Here is a 16,397-nt window from a genome sequence, read left to right on the forward strand (position 1 = left end):
AAAATTATAAAAATGGTATAAACATGAACATTGATAATTCAGCTCGACTTAGCTATCAGCTCATTGATAAAACAGACAGCGAGTTCTTATTCCAACTCGATCAAAATCCAGAAGTTATGCGTTATATCAATGGCGGTCATATATCAACTCGCAAAGATATTAGCGAGGTATTTATCCCCCGCCATAACGCCTATAAAAATGTAGAAAAAGGTTGGGGCTTATGGAAAGTTACCGTGATAGCAACTCAAGCCGAGATTGGCTGGATTTTAGTCCGCCCAATGGATTTTTTCTCCGACCAGCCCATTTGGCATGACATTGAATTAGGCTGGCGTTTTTTACAGTCAACTTGGGGTAAAGGTTATGCTAGTGAAGCGGCGATTCATCTTCAACAGCTACTAGCTAAGCAACCAGAAAATAAAAGCTTTAGTGCCATTGCTGTAAAAGATAATTTTGGCTCAATTGCGGTAATGAAAAAGCTGGGTATGGAATATATCAAGTCTTATATTCATTATGATGCACAATTAGGTGATTTGGATGTGGTGCTATATCGTATGGAAAGCACTTAAATGCACAAGTAGCTAAGCCTACTTATTCACATAAGTAGGCTTAATAATTAGCCATTTTCTCTCAGTCGATATCTCTGTTTTCAAACATCAAACACTCATCATTTTGCACTACGCTTAAGTAGTTTATTCCATATGATTTTTAACCAATTTAGCTATTTTTAACGCATTACTTTTAACATCGCCTGACAATGCATTATAAATTCCCTGCTTGTTTATATCGGCTTGATTTTGACTTACCTTCCACTTCCCTATTATCGATGTAATGTCAATTTCAATGCCAACAATAGCTGGGAGCATTTTTTCGATATATTCTTTTGGTGCATCTTCAATAGACCAAGGCTCTGGCTGTTGAGCCTCATGGTGAGTGGTTAAGCTGTCGAGTAAATTGAGATTCCATGTCTTGTCATGAACAAATGATATAAGCCCCTTTACATGCACTGCAACATAATTCCATGTCGGTACTGCTTTGCCAGTTGCCATTTTAGTGGGGTAATAATTTGGAGAGATATAACAATTTGGTCCATTAAATACGATTAATACTTCGGTTTTTTCAGCCATATTTTTCCATAATGGGTTCGCTTTAGCGATGTGTCCTTGTAGTACATCTTTACCCTCTACTTGCTGCAACATCAGTGGTATATGATTCGCTTCTACGCCTAACTCAGAGCAGTTGATAAGCGTTGCAAAAGGATATTCAACTATCATTGCTTTTAATGCCGTTGTGTCACTTTGTTGGAATTTTTTTGGTATGTACATCATATCGCCCTTGCTGTTTGTCTATTTTTTAGAAGACCTGAGTTTTTACATACTTGCCTCAAGCTTTAATCTTACGGTAGGCCATTCGTTATCAATGATTGAAAAAATAGCGGTGTTACGAAAAGTGCCATCAGACAAAATACGTTGATGGCGAAGTATGCCTTCAAATTTTGCACCTAGTCTTGCTATCGCATTACGTGACTTGTCATTTTTCTCATGGGTTTTAAACTCAACCCTGATCGCGCCAACCTCTTCAAAAGCATGTTTTAATAAGCAATATTTAGCGTGGGTATTAATATAACTACGCTGGTATTTAGGGGTGATAAAAGTAAAACCAATTTCTAAATTTCTATCCTCTCGCTTGATGGAACAATAACGTGTACTCCCTACCAACTCACCGCTTTCATTATCAAAAATGGCAAAAGGTACATGTTCACCTTTATCAGCCATTGCTTGTGAATAGTTCAGCCAGTCTTTGGTTGTTGCTTTTGAGCTGCATTTGTCAGGTAACGACCAACGCCAAACTTCCGGAAAAGCGCCCGCATGATAAAAGTCATCTAAATATTCCAGTGTTAATGGTCGTAACGTGACTTTATTGGTACTCAAAATAGTGATTTGGGGATTAAACATAACTGGCTCTATTGGAAAGTGATGATGGGTATTCTCTCTCTTTATGGTATAAACAAAACAACCAGTTTAAATAAATTACCTATACCAACATTCTATGCCAATGAAGATACTAAACCTAACCTTAGAAGACGGTGCAGATAAGCTGTACTTAAAAATTGCTAATGCCATCCGAGAGGCGATTAAAAATGGTAATGCTTCTACTGGTGAAAGTTTACCTTCAGCACGCACTTTAGCTACACAGTTAGCTGTTAACCGCCATACGATTATGTCGGCTTATCATGAATTAGAAGCACAGGGTTGGGTTGAAAGCAAAGAAAGACAAGGTTATTCCGTCGCGCAAACATTGCCCATTTATCATTCACAAAAGGATAATGACAAGCTCAATGAGGCCAATAGTAAACATCAATGGCGTTTGGTAAAAACGAGCAACAACAGCTTGCAGCGCCAAGCAAGTGATTACCTATTTAACTTTGCCGGTGGGAATCCTGATATTGCACTCTTCCCTTTCAATGAATTTAGAAGTTACGTAAATGAGGCCATGAGTCGCCCACTAATTAATGAATTAAACTACGGCAATAACAATGGTTTTCCTGCGTTCATTACTGAAGTAAGTACTTATTTACGTCGAGTAAGAGCAATTGCAGATAAAGATATAATTGTCGTTAATGGCAGCCAAGAAGCGCTGTATATTATTTCTCAAATTTTGTTAAAAACAGGAGATAAGGTTGCTGTAGAAAGTTTAGGTTATCGCCCTGCTTGGAATGCATTAGAAAATGCCGGTGCCGAGCTTATCGGCGTCAAACAAACAAAAGACGGCATTGATGTTGAGCACCTTGAGCAACTATTTAAACAGCATAAACTCCGCTTGCTTTATTTAACGCCATTACACCAGTATCCAACCACCACCACACTACCCGCAGCGCAGCGAATAAAAATTTATCACCTAGCACGGCAATATAATGTGCCTATTATTGAAGACGACTACGACCATGAATTTCATTATGACAGTCAACCTCTTGCGCCTATGGCGGCTAATGATCCAGCGGGGCTGGTTATATATCTATCAAGTTTTTCTAAAATTATGTTTCCAGGAATTCGCTTAGGGATTATTGCGGTAGACAAAACCCTTGTGCCTGACATTATCAGCTATCGAACGATGATTAATCATAAAGCCAATGTGGTATTACAAGATGCTGTTGCTCGATGGATGAAAGATGGCGCATTCGAACGTCACTTAAGAAAAGCGACACGCATTTATCAAAAAAGACGACAATGTATGGTAGAAACACTGAACAGCTTTATAGCTGAAGGCATAAAGCTCGATTTTACCGTACCCCCCGGCGGAATGACCTTATGGGTGAATGTTGGAGGCAATGCGAAAGAAATAGCAACAGCAGCCCGAGATAACAACATATTCTTATTAGCTGAAAATGCTTTCCATTTGGCGCAGGAGAGTGATGAAAATAAGTTTATTAGACTAGGTTTTGCGGGTCAAAGCGAAGATAAAATTAAGCAAGGCTTGTTACTACTAAAGCCTTTACTTAATCGTAAGGGATAAGCTTTTAAATAATAGTACCTTCAAGTTGAACTAAGTATATTAAAACAAAAAAGCCCAACAAAGGTTGGGCTTTAAATAATTCAACTAGTAAAAGTTAGCTAAATTTTTCTCAAAAGTGATAAGTGAAAACTACACTCTTTCAAATACCGTTGCGATACCTTGGCCTAAACCAATACACATAGTCGCTAAACCAATGTTAGCATCTTGTGCTTCCATCAAGTTAATTAAGGTCCCTGAAATACGCGTACCTGAACAACCTAGTGGGTGACCTAAAGCGATTGCGCCACCGTTAAGGTTAATCATGTCATCCATTTTGTCTTCTAAACCTAATGAACGTACACATGACAATGCTTGTGCAGCAAAGGCTTCGTTAAACTCAGCTAGTTCAATATCAGCTAATGTTAAGCCCGCACGTTGCAATGCTTTCTTAGTGGCTGGCACTGGACCAAAGCCCATTGTAGATGGATCACAACCTGCGATAGCCATACCACGGATTTTAACACGAGGTGTTAAGCCCATAGCTTTGGCTCTTTCTGCTGACATCACTAACATCGCAGAAGCGCCGTCAGAAAGTGCAGAAGAAGTACCCGCGGTTACTGTGCCATTAACGGGATCAAATACCGGACGCAATGCTGATAAGCTTTCAATGGTCGTTTCAGGACGAATAACTTCATCATGTTCGATAAGCGTTAACGCGCCCATAGCGTCATGACCTAAAGTGGGTACAATTTCATTAGCCCAACGACCTTCAAGCATGGCTTTATGAGCAAGCTGGTGAGAGCGAGCGCCAAAGGCATCTTGCTCAGCACGCGTAATGCCGTGTTGCATACCTAGCAATTCAGCCGTTAAGCCCATGTTGCCAGCCGCACGAGAAATATGCTTGCTCAATGCGGGATCAAAATCAACATCGTACATCATAGGTACGTGACCCATGTGCTCAACACCGCCCACTAAAAACACATCACCTTGACCGGCCATAATGTTAGTGGTTGCATCATGTAGCGCTTGCATTGATGAACCACATAAGCGGTTCACGGTAACAGCACCGGTAGACTTTGGAATGTCCGTTAACAATTGAGCATTACGAGCAATATTGAAACCTTGCTCTTTAGTTTGCTTAACGTTACCCCAAATAATATCTTCAATTAATGCAGGATCTAGATTTGGATTTCTAATTAACAATTGTTGCATTAAGTGTGCTGATAATGTTTCAGCACGAACATTACGAAAAACACCCGCTCTTGAGCGCCCCATTGGGGTACGGATGCAATCGACAATAACGACTTCTTTCATGATTTTCTCCTTCGCCTAAGCTGTTTTAACGCTGTTAGTTTTAACATCGGTTGTAAAATATGATTGACCAGATCTTGCCATTTCACGCATACCATCAGTAACTTGGTAAATTTCGCCTAAATGGGCATATTTATCTGCCATTGCAATAAAGTTATCTAAGCCTAACGTTTCTAAATAACGAATTGGACCGCCTCTAAATGGTGGAAAACCTAAACCGTAAATTAAGCCCATATCAGCTTCAGCTGCAGTATCAACCACACCTTCTTCTAAACAGCGCACCACTTCATTCACCATAGGGATCATCAAGCGAGCAATGGTTTCTTCCTGGGTAAAGTCTTTTTTCTCTACGCCTGAAAACAAGTCATAAGCCACTTGTGCTGCCACTTTGGTTGGACGACCGCGCTTGTCTTTACCGTAATCGTAGAAGCCTTTGCCATTTTTCTGGCCAAGACGGTCTTTATTATATAAAGCACTTACTGGGTCATTATCAATTTTTGACATACGAGTTGGGAAACCCGATGACATAACACCCGTACAATGATCAGCGGTATCAATACCAACCACATCAAGAAGGTATGCCGGGCCCATTGGCCAGCCAAATTGTTTTTCCATGACTTTATCAACGGCAACGAAATCAGCACCTTCAAGCACTAATTGGCTAAAGCCAGCAAAGTATGGGAATAAAACACGGTTAATGTAAAAACCAGGACAGTCGTTTACCACGATAGGTGATTTACCCATTTTAGCTGCGTAAGCAACAACAGCAGCAACGGTTTCATCAGAGGTAGCTTTGCCACGAATAACTTCAACTAATGGCATTTTATTTACCGGGTTGAAGAAATGCATGCCACAAAACTTATCTTTGCGTTTAAGGCCTTCGGCTAGTAAATCAATTGAAATAGTTGAGGTATTTGAAGTCACAATAGTGTCTTCATCAACATGGTTTTCAACTTCAGCCAACACCATAGCTTTTACTTTCGGGTTTTCAACTACAGCTTCAACAACAATATCAACACCTTTAAGGCTGTCATAACTTAATGACGGTGTGATGCTATTGAGTACGCCAGCCATTTTCTTAACGTTCATGCGGCCACGTTCAACTTGCTTAGTTAAAATACCCGCAGCCGTTGTTAGACCTAAATCAAGTGCTTGGTCATTAATATCTTTCATGATAATTGGCGTGCCTTTATAAGCAGACTGGTATGCAATACCACCGCCCATAATACCTGCACCCAAAACAGCCGCTTTATTGACTGCCTTCGTCGCTTGTTTACCGGCTTTTTTCGCTTTACCTTTAACCACTTGATCAGCCATAAATAGGCCAATTTGTGCAGTAGCAGCATCAGTTTTCGCTAATTTTGCAAACCCTGCGTTTTCTAATGCCATTGCGCCTGCACGGTCTAAACCTGCTGCGGCTTCGATCGTTTTAACCATCACCATAGGTGCAGGATAATGTTTACCGGCTTTAGCCGCGATCATACCTTTACAGGTATTGAAGGTCATAATAGTTTCTACTGGAGAAAGCTTTAATGCTTCTAGTTTAGGTTGACGTTTAGCGCGCCAATCTAATTTACCCGCAATCGCTTGATTTAGCATTTTCAGTGCCGCTTCGCGCAAATGTTCTGGTGCAACTACAGCGTCAAGCAAACCTACCGCCATCGCTTGCTCAGCTTTAAAAGCTCGGCCTGTCGACATCCATTCAATGGCATTATCAGCGCCAATAACGCGTGGTAAACGCACGGTACCACCAAAGCCAGGTATTAAACCTAAGCTTACTTCTGGTAAACCGATTGAACATGAGGTATCTGCAATACGATAATCACAAGCCAAGGTCATTTCACAACCGCCACCTAAAGCAAAGCCGTTAATAGCAGCAATAGTAGGCAGATTAATATCTTCAAATGAATCAAAAATATCAGAGGCATTTTTTACCCAAGGTAGTAACTCATCTTCCGGTTTTTTAAATACTTCTAAAAACTCGGTGATATCAGCACCAACAATAAAAGAAGACTTACCTGAGGTAATCAATACCCCTTTTGCTTCACTGCAATTATTAATCGCATCAACAACTGCGATATATTCTTTAAACGTTGCCTGATCAAACTTGTTAACTGAGCCTTGTGCATCGAATTTAAATTCAACAATGCCGTCGTCTAACAACTGGGCAGAAAGGCTTTTGCCTTGGAATAACATGCCTACTCTCCTGACTTTTTGTGGGTCGATTGACTGGTAATATGTAATTATAGACTACTACCGAGCGTATAAATATTTAGCTTACTAATTATTTATGATGAACTAGTAAAAGAAATAAAGTGATACTGAGTTTGCCTTGAAAGGAAAGGGAAAGCAAACATTTTTAAACAAGCGTTTTAATTAAGTGTATTAATTTTATTTAGCGCTTTATTTAATGCGACCTCGGGTGCCTCTTTGCTCATTTTTTTTCATTTTAGCTAACAACTCTTGCTCTATATTTATACCTTGCCAATGCGCAATGTCTAAAACTCTCAGCACAATATCGGCTAACTCTTCTTTAAAATTGTCAGTCGGCTTTTCACCACGACATTCATTTATCGCTTCACCGACCTCTGAGGCCACTAAAGCTAATGCTTCCAACGTGGTCTTATTATGCCAACCCATACGTTCAACCCAATCGTAATTTTGCTCTGCTATTTTATTAATATCCATACATACCTCAGCTGTAATTTTTATCTATCGTTATTGCGCTTGATTACTCGCTTGGAGTGAAAAAGCTTAAGCTAACACTGATAACTTCACTGCATTTATCCTATATTTTACAAGCAACTAACTTACAGCGCTTAAAAAGAATACATTTCAGCAAGTGCTAAGACCTGCTTTTCCCTTAATCATATTACCGTAGTGGTTATTGCAGTGCTACTTGGAATTATTTGAATAGTGAGTACTTTTTAGGGGGGATTATATCGGTGTAGGCTTGGCTTGTTGGGCTTTATGATTAACTTTGTTTGTGCTTTAAACACCAAGGCTAAATGTAAAGATTTACACAAAAAAAAGCACTTGTAGAACAAGTGCTGTAAATCCAGTATTGCCAATAATATACGCTATCGATTTATTCGCTCTAAACACGTGAAGAACTCGTCAGCTGGCATTGGCTTAGCATAATAAAAACCTTGCACTTCATCACAGCCCAAAGTTCTTAATTCTGATTCTTGTTCGCTGTTTTCAATGCCCTCAGCAATGACTTTTAAGTTCATTTGCTTGCCTAAATTGATAATGGTGGCGGCTATAATCGCACCACCCGGCTCGGCAATGGCACTGACAAAAGAGCGATCAACTTTTAGTCGGTCCAAAGGTAGTTTTTGTAAATAGCTTAATGATGAAAAACCAGTGCCAAAATCATCAAGTGCAATACTAATGCCCTGCGCTTTTAATCTCACTAGCGCATCAATAATCACCTGAGGTTCATCCATTAAAACATTTTCGGTGATTTCTAGTTCCAATTTACTGGGATCAACTTTATGCGACTTCGCTATATCAATAACCGTATCGACAAAGTTATCGCGTTTAAACTGAGGAATCGAGACATTAACCGAAATACTGACCTCGGTAAATTTGCTCGCTGCCAGTCTATTTAACAGCTGACATGCTTGATCGACAACCCAGTTGCCAATCTCAATAATCAAACCAGAATACTCTGCCAATGGAATAAATATAGCGGGTGAAATAAACTTACCTTCGGCTGTTTTCCAACGCAGCAAGGCTTCAGCACCCATAATTTCGCCTGTGATTAAACTTAGCTGTGGTTGATACCAAAGCTCTAAACGGTGTTCGGAAAAATCAGTGCGTAATTGCCTAATCATACTTAAACGCCAAAGTGTTTTATCTTCCATTTCTTGATGATAATAAACATAAGGTTCATGCATAGATTTTTTGGCCAAATTAAGGGCAATATTAATTTGATTCAGTACTTTGACACCACGCGATCCTGCTGAGCCTTTAGAACAAAAACCAAAACAGGCGCTAATCAGTAGATTTTGTTCACCAACAGTAAAGGGCTCACTAAACAGCGCGGTTAATATTTCAGGATTAACCCATTTTTTTGCACCAATAATACCAAAGACATCAGCACCAATTCTTGCCACATGATTATGTGCACTTAATGCTTGAATACGTCTAGATACTGCCATTAAAAGCTGGTTACCAATATCTTGACCTAAGCCATCATTGATATCACTAAAATGATTAAGATCAACCAGTGCAGTGACTAACTTGTCATCATCACTTTGACAGAAGTCATCCAATAAATTGACAAAGTCTAATCTATTGGGCAGTTCAGTTAACCAGTCTTTGTAAGCCGCATTACGCAGTTTTTGAAATAGATGAACATTTTCATAACCGGTGGCGATATTGGTGAGAAAAACTTCGATATGCTGTATTTCAATACTCGTTAAGGCTTGAGTAAGCTCTAAATGAATTACGGCTCTAAAGCCACCACTGGCGAAATAGAATGAGGTAGCGTCGACAGCAAAAAAGTGCTGTTTGTGTTGAAAACAACTATTAATTTGACTAGCGGTATCTTGATTTTCCAAGGCCGTTAATTTTTGATTTACTTTCGCTTCAACTAAACCGGTTTGGCCAATAACATACAAACTTAAATCATCAGCCCCCTCTACAATCCCTTGTCCGCGAGCGCAAAAAATAGCACTACTAGTATCCACTAGCGTTATAAGCTCAGCTAACACGCCACTAGCATAATCATGAATAGTGCGCAGTTCTAGCAAGTTGGCAGCAGCGCCAATAATTTTTTCTAAACCCTTTCTATACTGAGTTACAGAGTCAATTTGCTGATATGAGCGAACAGCGGCATAAACGGTTGTCACTAATTTACGACGAGTTAATTCAGTTTTTGTTTTGTAGTCATTAATATCGTAATCTTTAATAACACTTTCTTCTGGTGCATAGCCCGGCTGGCCGGTACGTAACACAATACGAATGTCATCACGTTTTAATACTTCGCGTATGTGCTTAACGACAACAAGACCCGCGTCGTCACTTTCCATTACCACATCAAGCAAAACTAAAACGATATCTTCATGCTCTGCAATAAGTTTGCAAGCATCGTGACCTGAATAGGCATGCAGGTATTCTAAATGTCGACCTAAAACAACCAAGTCGGATAAGGCCAACTTGGTTACTGAATGAATTTCAGGGTCATCATCAACAATTAAGACTTTCCAAGTATCTCTTATAGCTGAATCAAATATTTCATCTTCATCACTATCGTCGATAAACAAAAAATCATCGTTAGTATTGTCAAAAACTTGCATATCATCCTCAAAGCACTAGCAAAAAAATGCTAGTAGAGTTTTTTGAATATTAATTTCGTTAAAAATTGTCTTCATGTAATAGGTACATAATAAAAGTCGGAATGAAATTATTCAACATTTTGTTTTTATCATAATATCATTTTCAAGTACGGTTAGTCATAAATCATTTACCTGTACAAAAAACATACTCACGTAAACTTAAAGGCGAATAAATTTAAGGTAATATTTTACACTTTGTTAAAAAAAGGTTAATAATATAAGGACATGAGTAAAATTTATATTTACGCTATAATAATTTTTTGGCAATATTATGTTGGAATTTCCAGCATTTTTCCAACATTTGATAGTTTTAAGGGATACAACTGATGTCAAATTCGATTGATCAAAATAAAATAATTGAGCATCCTGTAGAACAAAGTAAATCCGCTATCGTCGAAAATGATGAACAAACCGTCACACCTAAAAATAATGCTCATGCAAACGTCAACGCTTCCTCACAAAAGCAATTATTAGTACTGGCAAAAAAGTTTTCACTTAGCGCTGCATTTTCACCGGAAACCAAACAAGTCCCTTTGGAAGAAAGAGCCAACCGACGAAAGAAACTTGACCAGTTAAGAAAACAACAAAATATGGAAGCTATCATTGTACGCGCTGTTCAGTATTGCTCGGATGAGACAATTACTGACAGAGCAGATCAAGACTGGTTTAGCTCTTTTTTAACACTTGCTGAAAGTATTAGTAATAAAAATATGCAGGACTTATGGGCGAAAATTTTAGCCGGTGAAGTATCTCAACCTGGCTCTTTTTCACTAAAAACCTTACAAGCATTTAGAACCATGAGTATTACTGAAGCAAAGCTGTTGGCAAAAGCTTGCAGTGTCGCGATGACTGATGCACGTAAAAAAAATATTCGTATCATCAGCGGCGCTTATCAAATCCCCAAATTATTCAATTTGTTTAATAAGCAGCGACAACAACGGCTCGACCTTAACCAAGTGGGATTAAGCTACGCTGACATCTTAACTTTGGCCGATAACCACTTACTGTTTGAACAAGAAACAGAAAGCCACTCCTTTGCCAAGGGAGAAAAAATTCAATTTAATTATCATGGTAAACAACTTAGCTTTGTCGCAAAAAAAGCTGATTGCATACTCACTTTTTATAAGTTCACTCCCATTGGCACTGAACTCGCCCACTTAGTTACTGATGATGAAAACGAGCATTATTTAACGCTAATTAAAACGCAACTGGCGGAAAATTTTGCTATCGATAGCTAGGAAGTTTACGGCTGAATAACAGGGATAAGATTTTTACTATTGATAGATGAGTTAGATGAGTAAGTTAGACAGTAAAAAGAATGCGTCTCGCACATTCTTTTTATAGTAATGAGCTTAAATACCATCACCGTCAGTGTGTAAACCACACTCTCTTTGCATACCAGAGAAACGTGTGTCGCTCTCATCCATACCGGCAGTTAATGGTCGCGTACTATGTACATCGCCTACTGAAACATAACCTTCTTCCCACAGCGGATGATAAGGTAAATTATTTGCCGTTAAGTATTCATGCACGTCTTTATTGGTCCAATCAATAATCGGGTGTACTTTAAAGCGTCCTCGTAAAATACTGACTACCGATAAACCTTCACGGTGGCTAGATTGTTGGCGACGAACACCAGAAAACCAAGTACCCGCTTGCAGCTCACTTAAGCCACGCTCTAATGGCTCAACTTTGTTACGGCGATTATAAGCTTTCAACGAGTCTTCATCGCCATCCCACTCTTGCCCAAACTTAGCTTGTTGCCATGCCGCACTTTCTTTCGCACTAAACACTTGTAAGTTTAACTTTAAGCGCTCTGTTAGTTGCTCAATAAACTGATAGGTTTCAGGAAACAAATGCCCAGTATCGGTTATTAATACCGGTATATTAGGTTCAATTTTGGTCAGCATATGTAGCATTACCGCAGATTGAATACCGAAACTCGACGATAAAACAAATTGCGCGGGTAAATTTTCCATTGCCCATTCTACGCGTTGGCTTGCCGACTGCTTTTCTAATAATTCGTTCCACTGCTTTAACCAAGGTTCTGGTAACGACGCTGGAAATTTATTACTGATCAGCGGAGGTGTACTCGCTGTAATAATCTTAGTCATGAAAATCCCACTTGCTAACTTTAACTTCATCAACAATACTGACTCGAATCACAAAATCACCAAAAGCCTCGGCTGAGTTACGCTCGCTCACCCAACGGGCAACTAAACTGTCAATCTCTTGTAAAATATCTTCTTCATTAAGGTTTTCTTTATACATTTTAGGTATGCGCGTACCGGCAACATTACCACCTAAATGCATATTGTATTTGCCAGGACCTTTACCGACTAACCCAATTTCGGCCAACATGGCGCGTCCACAGCCATTCGGGCAGCCTGTTACTCGTAAAATAATACTTTCATCAGCGACATTATGCTTCGCTAATATAGCTTCGACATCAGTGACCAAACCAGGTAAATATCTTTCCGCTTCAGCCATTGCTAACGGGCAAGTAGGAAAAGCCACGCAGGCCATTGAACTTTTACGCTGTACAGAAACACTATCAGCCATTAAGCCATGTGCGCGTGCTAAGCGTTCAATTTCAGCTTTGTCTTCGCTTGCAACACCCGCCACAATTAAATTTTGGTTGGCGGTCATACGAAAGTCGCCTTTGTGGATTTTCGCAATTTCAGCCACACCGGTTTTTAATGGCAAATTTGGCTTATCAAGCAGACGTCCATTCTCAATAAACAAGGCTAAATGATGTTTACCATCAAAGCCTTCAGTCCAACCAATACGATCGCCTCGACTGGTGAATTCATAAGGACGACTTTCTGCAAAAGTGATACCGGCACGTTGCTCAACTTCAGCCTTAAAGACTTCAACACCGACACGATCTAAGGTGTATTTTGTTTTCGCATTCTTACGATTAACACGGTTACCCCAATCTCGTTGAGTAGTAACTACTGCACTAGCAACATCTAAAGTTTTAGCTAGCTCAACATAACCAAAATCATCCGCCTTACGTGGATAAGTAGATTTATCGCCATGGGTCATCGCTAAACCACCACCGACCAAAACATTAAAACCAATCAGTTTGCCGTCTTTAGCGATAGCAATAAAATTTAGATCATTAGCATGTACGTCAACATCGTTATGTGGTGGAATAACTACCGTAGTTTTAAATTTACGTGGTAAATAGTTTGGACCTAAAATCGGCTCTACTTCACCGGTTTCTGTCCCACCTTCAATTTTCTCACCATCTAGCCAAATTTCTGCATAAGCGCGTGTTTTAGGTAACAAATGTTCACTGATTTTTTTAGCCCATTCATACGCTTCTTGGTGTAGTTCTGACTCAACTGGATTCGTCGTACAAAGCACATTACGGTTTACATCACCTGCCGTAGCAATAGAGTCAATACCATAATGGTTCAGTGTTTGGTGCATTAACTTAATATTTGGCTTTAACACACCGTGAAACTGAAAGGTTTGACGGGTAGTAATACGAATACTGCCGTAACTAGTTTTTTCACGAGCAAATTGATCAATACCTAACCATTGTGTTGGCGTGATAATGCCACCAGGCATACGAGCACGCAGCATAACATTATGTAGTGGTTCAAGTTTTTGCTTAGCACGCTCATTACGAATATCACGATCATCTTGCTGATACATACCGTGTGTTCTGATCAACTGAAAGTTATCAGCGGTAAAGCCACCAGTAACATGATCTTTTAAATCATCGACAATCGTGCCACGTAAGTAATTACTTTCCGCTTTTAACCTTTCATTATCGGCATGTTTGCCTTCGACAATTAAAGGGCCATTTGCTTGATCTTTTTTAGTCAAATCAGTCATTAGTATACATCCTTCTGGTAACGCTTAGCGTTACGTAAATCTTTTAAATAATCACTTGCCTGTTCTGCTGATAATTGGCCTTTATTGGCAATAATAGTTAATAAAGCCACCTCAACATCTTTTGCCATTCGGCTCATATCTCCACAAACGTAAATATGTGCACCTCGCTCTAACCATGAAAAAACTTCATCAGCATTTTCTAATAATCTATCTTGCACATAAATTTTTTCCGCTTGATCACGAGAAAAGGCTAAATCTATTTTGGTTAACAAGCCTGACTTAAGATAGCCTTGCCATTCAACTTGATAAAGAAAGTCTTGCGTAAACGTTTGGTCACCAAAAAACAACCAATTATCACCTGCGGCTTCAGTAGCTTCACGTTCTTGCATAAAGGCCCTAAATGGCGCAACACCAGTACCTGGACCGATCATAATCACGGGTGTTTCATTATTGGCTGGTAAACGAAAGTTGTCATTGTGCTCAACAAACACCTTAACTGCACCACCTTCTTCAATACCATTGGTTAAAAATCCAGACGCACCACCCTGACGGTTAGCCTCTTCAGTCTGATACTGCACAAGCCCAACGGTTAAATGCACTTCTTCTTCCGCTTCGCTTTGAGAGGACGCGATAGAATAAAGTCTTGGCGTTATTTTTCGTAACGCATCTATAAACTCTTGAGCATTTAACTTAACTTCATTCGGTAATGGCGCAGATTTAACTACGTCAACGACTTGATGATTAGCGGCATACTCTCGCATCGCACTCTTATCATCTAAAATATCAAGCAAATTAGTCGCTTGTGATTTTTCAGCCCAAAAATTAACAAACTGAATTGAAGTTTGAGTTATTTCAAACTTGGTCTTTAATGCTTCACCAAGTGTTATGCTTTCATCACCTGTAGAGACTTTCTCTTGATCATCAAACCCTAGTTCCGTAATAAGCTCATCTACTAATGAAACAGAGTTTTCAAACCAAACACCTAAGGCATCACCGGCTTGATAAGTTAACCCTGAGTCGCCTAAATCTATTTCAACATGTCGTACATCTTTAGCTGAATCACGACCGGTAATTTTCTGGCTAAGCAATAGTTCAGCAGTATATGGCTTTTGCTTAGTATAAAGTTCTTCTGTGCTGTTCACGCTGGCTAATGCCACTACATTGCTAGCGCTAGCCTCGCTACTAAGTAGGGTTTTAACTTTAGTAATAACAGTAGCTGACCAAGTATTAGCTGCCTCATCGTAGTCAACATCACAATCCAATCGAGGTGCAATTCTTTTTGCGCCTAATTTTTCTAAATTCAGATCGAAATCTTTACCTGTTTGGCAGAAAAGCTCATAACTGGTATCACCCAGTGCCAAAACACTGTAATTCAAATGTTCAAGTCTAGGCGCTTTCTTTGAAGCCAAAAATTCATGTAATGCAATAGCATCGTCTGGTGCTTCGCCTTCACCATTGGTACTTGCTACTATCAGTAAGTGAGTAATGTTTTTAATGGCCTTAGGCTTAATCTCTCCCATACTTTTTAATTCAACATTCAAACCTTGAGCACTGGCTTGGGCCGCTAAACTCTTAGCAACACCTTTAGCATTGCCCGTTTGCGAGCCATACAAAATAGTTAAAGTTGTTGGAGCAGCACTTGCAATGGCCGCGGGAACTGTAGCATTAGTAACATTTTCTGCTTTAGCGGCCAAATAGCCACTAGCCCACGCTAATTGAAGTGGAGAAAGATTGTTGATGCTTTGCTGAAAAGATGCCAACTGGTTGGTATCTAGCATTGTTTGGTTTAATTTCTGTGGTTCTGGCGACATCTGGCAATACACCTATTACTAATCAATGACGTCATAATAAACTGATTTACGTTGAAATAAAAAGAATATAAACGGCTTTTTTATGCAAAAATAGAATATAGGGAGATAAACTTATAACATAAAACTCATAGCAGCTACTCACGCTAGCTATATGTCAAAAATGTAATGACTATGACAGTGTTTTTTGGAGGATATTTTTGATTTAAACAACAGAACAAGGTCAATTTAGACGAAGACCTTTAAGTTGCAGTAATATTAACTATTGATCAAAAACTGATGTTATAGCAATTATATTTAATTGTTATTAACCATCAAAACTTAAGACTTAAAAAAGTAGCTTTAACTAAAGATCTCTAAAGTGTAAATATAGATTGGTGCCTTGATATATAACAAAGTTTAACGCTTTACAGCCTTTGATATTACAACAAGCTAATGTTCAAATCTCAAGCTTTATTTATCAAATCCCGGAAAGCAAAAAACCCGTAGCGTCAGCTACGGGTTTCTCTAAATAGAAGCCTAGCAATGTCCTACTCTCACATGGGAACTCCCACACTACCATCGGCGCTAACACGTTTCACTTCTGAGTTCGGAA

The 16,397-nt window shown here is 39.3% G+C and carries 12 protein-coding genes; 3 read left to right on the top strand and 9 right to left on the bottom strand.

Features of this window, described 5'->3' with window-relative positions:
- The first annotated feature begins 23 nt into the window (after positions 1–23).
- Positions 24–566: a GNAT family N-acetyltransferase gene (locus tag H4J65_RS14020; protein ID WP_182198581.1), complete on the top strand. Its 543-nt coding sequence runs from the start codon at positions 24–26 to the stop codon at positions 564–566.
- Between the two features lie 123 nt (positions 567–689).
- Here the strand turns inward: H4J65_RS14020 and H4J65_RS14025 are convergent, their stop codons facing one another.
- Both H4J65_RS14025 and H4J65_RS14030 read right to left on the bottom strand, forming a co-directional pair.
- Complete coding sequence (locus H4J65_RS14025) at positions 690–1,322, bottom strand: FMN-binding negative transcriptional regulator (protein WP_182198601.1); 633 nt, start codon at positions 1,320–1,322, stop codon at positions 690–692.
- Positions 1,323–1,367: 45 nt separating this feature from the next.
- On the bottom strand, positions 1,368–1,952 hold the full coding sequence (locus H4J65_RS14030) for a GNAT family N-acetyltransferase (protein ID WP_182198582.1): 585 nt from the start codon (positions 1,950–1,952) through the stop codon (positions 1,368–1,370).
- Between the two features lie 100 nt (positions 1,953–2,052).
- Between H4J65_RS14030 and H4J65_RS14035 the strand changes: the two genes are divergently transcribed.
- Positions 2,053–3,510, top strand: a complete 1,458-nt coding sequence (locus H4J65_RS14035) for a PLP-dependent aminotransferase family protein (protein ID WP_182198583.1) — start codon at positions 2,053–2,055, stop codon at positions 3,508–3,510.
- Positions 3,511–3,639: 129 nt separating this feature from the next.
- On the opposite strand, the gene fadA is transcribed toward H4J65_RS14035, so the two are convergent.
- From fadA to H4J65_RS14055, 4 genes are all read right to left on the bottom strand, one after another.
- Positions 3,640–4,803, bottom strand: coding sequence for an acetyl-CoA C-acyltransferase FadA (gene fadA / locus H4J65_RS14040; RefSeq protein WP_182138134.1), 1,164 nt, complete (start codon positions 4,801–4,803; stop codon positions 3,640–3,642).
- Positions 4,804–4,818: 15 nt separating this feature from the next.
- Positions 4,819–6,996, bottom strand: coding sequence for a fatty acid oxidation complex subunit alpha FadB (gene fadB, locus H4J65_RS14045; protein WP_182138367.1), 2,178 nt, complete (start codon positions 6,994–6,996; stop codon positions 4,819–4,821).
- Between the two features lie 207 nt (positions 6,997–7,203).
- Positions 7,204–7,488: a MazG nucleotide pyrophosphohydrolase domain-containing protein gene (locus H4J65_RS14050; RefSeq protein ID WP_182184620.1), complete on the bottom strand. Its 285-nt coding sequence runs from the start codon at positions 7,486–7,488 to the stop codon at positions 7,204–7,206.
- Between the two features lie 392 nt (positions 7,489–7,880).
- Positions 7,881–10,106 carry an EAL domain-containing protein gene (locus tag H4J65_RS14055; protein WP_182184621.1) on the bottom strand — a complete coding sequence of 742 codons (2,226 nt, stop codon included), beginning with the start codon at positions 10,104–10,106 and terminating at the stop codon, positions 7,881–7,883.
- Positions 10,107–10,471: 365 nt separating this feature from the next.
- Between H4J65_RS14055 and H4J65_RS14060 the strand changes: the two genes are divergently transcribed.
- Positions 10,472–11,383, top strand: coding sequence for a TIGR03899 family protein (locus H4J65_RS14060; RefSeq protein ID WP_182184622.1), 912 nt, complete (start codon positions 10,472–10,474; stop codon positions 11,381–11,383).
- A gap of 114 nt (positions 11,384–11,497) precedes the next feature.
- Here the strand turns inward: H4J65_RS14060 and H4J65_RS14065 are convergent, their stop codons facing one another.
- From H4J65_RS14065 to H4J65_RS14075, 3 genes are read right to left on the bottom strand one after another with little or no spacing between them, the layout of a single operon-like run.
- Positions 11,498–12,259 (bottom strand): phosphoadenylyl-sulfate reductase, encoded by a 762-nt coding sequence (locus tag H4J65_RS14065; RefSeq protein WP_182198584.1) that lies wholly within the window; start codon positions 12,257–12,259, stop codon positions 11,498–11,500.
- Complete coding sequence (gene cysI, locus H4J65_RS14070) at positions 12,252–13,994, bottom strand: assimilatory sulfite reductase (NADPH) hemoprotein subunit (protein ID WP_182138129.1); 1,743 nt, start codon at positions 13,992–13,994, stop codon at positions 12,252–12,254. The genes H4J65_RS14065 and cysI overlap by 8 nt, the downstream gene beginning before the upstream one ends.
- Positions 13,994–15,805 (bottom strand): assimilatory sulfite reductase (NADPH) flavoprotein subunit, encoded by a 1,812-nt coding sequence (locus H4J65_RS14075; protein WP_182198585.1) that lies wholly within the window; start codon positions 15,803–15,805, stop codon positions 13,994–13,996. The genes cysI and H4J65_RS14075 overlap by 1 nt, the downstream gene beginning before the upstream one ends.
- Positions 15,806–16,397: the final 592 nt, after the last annotated feature.

Source organism: Colwellia sp. MB02u-9 (assembly GCF_014077085.1).
In the GTDB taxonomy this organism is placed as follows: Bacteria; Pseudomonadota; Gammaproteobacteria; order Enterobacterales; family Alteromonadaceae; genus Cognaticolwellia.

Coding starts and splice junctions, on each gene's coding strand:
- H4J65_RS14020 (WP_182198581.1), top strand. CDS start 24: ATGAACATTGATAATTCAGCTCGACTTAGCTATCAGCTCATTGATAAA.
- H4J65_RS14025 (WP_182198601.1), bottom strand. CDS start 1,322: ATGTACATACCAAAAAAATTCCAACAAAGTGACACAACGGCATTAAAA.
- H4J65_RS14030 (WP_182198582.1), bottom strand. CDS start 1,952: ATGTTTAATCCCCAAATCACTATTTTGAGTACCAATAAAGTCACGTTA.
- H4J65_RS14035 (WP_182198583.1), top strand. CDS start 2,053: ATGAAGATACTAAACCTAACCTTAGAAGACGGTGCAGATAAGCTGTAC.
- fadA (WP_182138134.1), bottom strand. CDS start 4,803: ATGAAAGAAGTCGTTATTGTCGATTGCATCCGTACCCCAATGGGGCGC.
- fadB (WP_182138367.1), bottom strand. CDS start 6,996: ATGTTATTCCAAGGCAAAAGCCTTTCTGCCCAGTTGTTAGACGACGGC.
- H4J65_RS14050 (WP_182184620.1), bottom strand. CDS start 7,488: ATGGATATTAATAAAATAGCAGAGCAAAATTACGATTGGGTTGAACGT.
- H4J65_RS14055 (WP_182184621.1), bottom strand. CDS start 10,106: ATGCAAGTTTTTGACAATACTAACGATGATTTTTTGTTTATCGACGAT.
- H4J65_RS14060 (WP_182184622.1), top strand. CDS start 10,472: ATGTCAAATTCGATTGATCAAAATAAAATAATTGAGCATCCTGTAGAA.
- H4J65_RS14065 (WP_182198584.1), bottom strand. CDS start 12,259: ATGACTAAGATTATTACAGCGAGTACACCTCCGCTGATCAGTAATAAA.
- cysI (WP_182138129.1), bottom strand. CDS start 13,994: ATGACTGATTTGACTAAAAAAGATCAAGCAAATGGCCCTTTAATTGTC.
- H4J65_RS14075 (WP_182198585.1), bottom strand. CDS start 15,805: ATGTCGCCAGAACCACAGAAATTAAACCAAACAATGCTAGATACCAAC.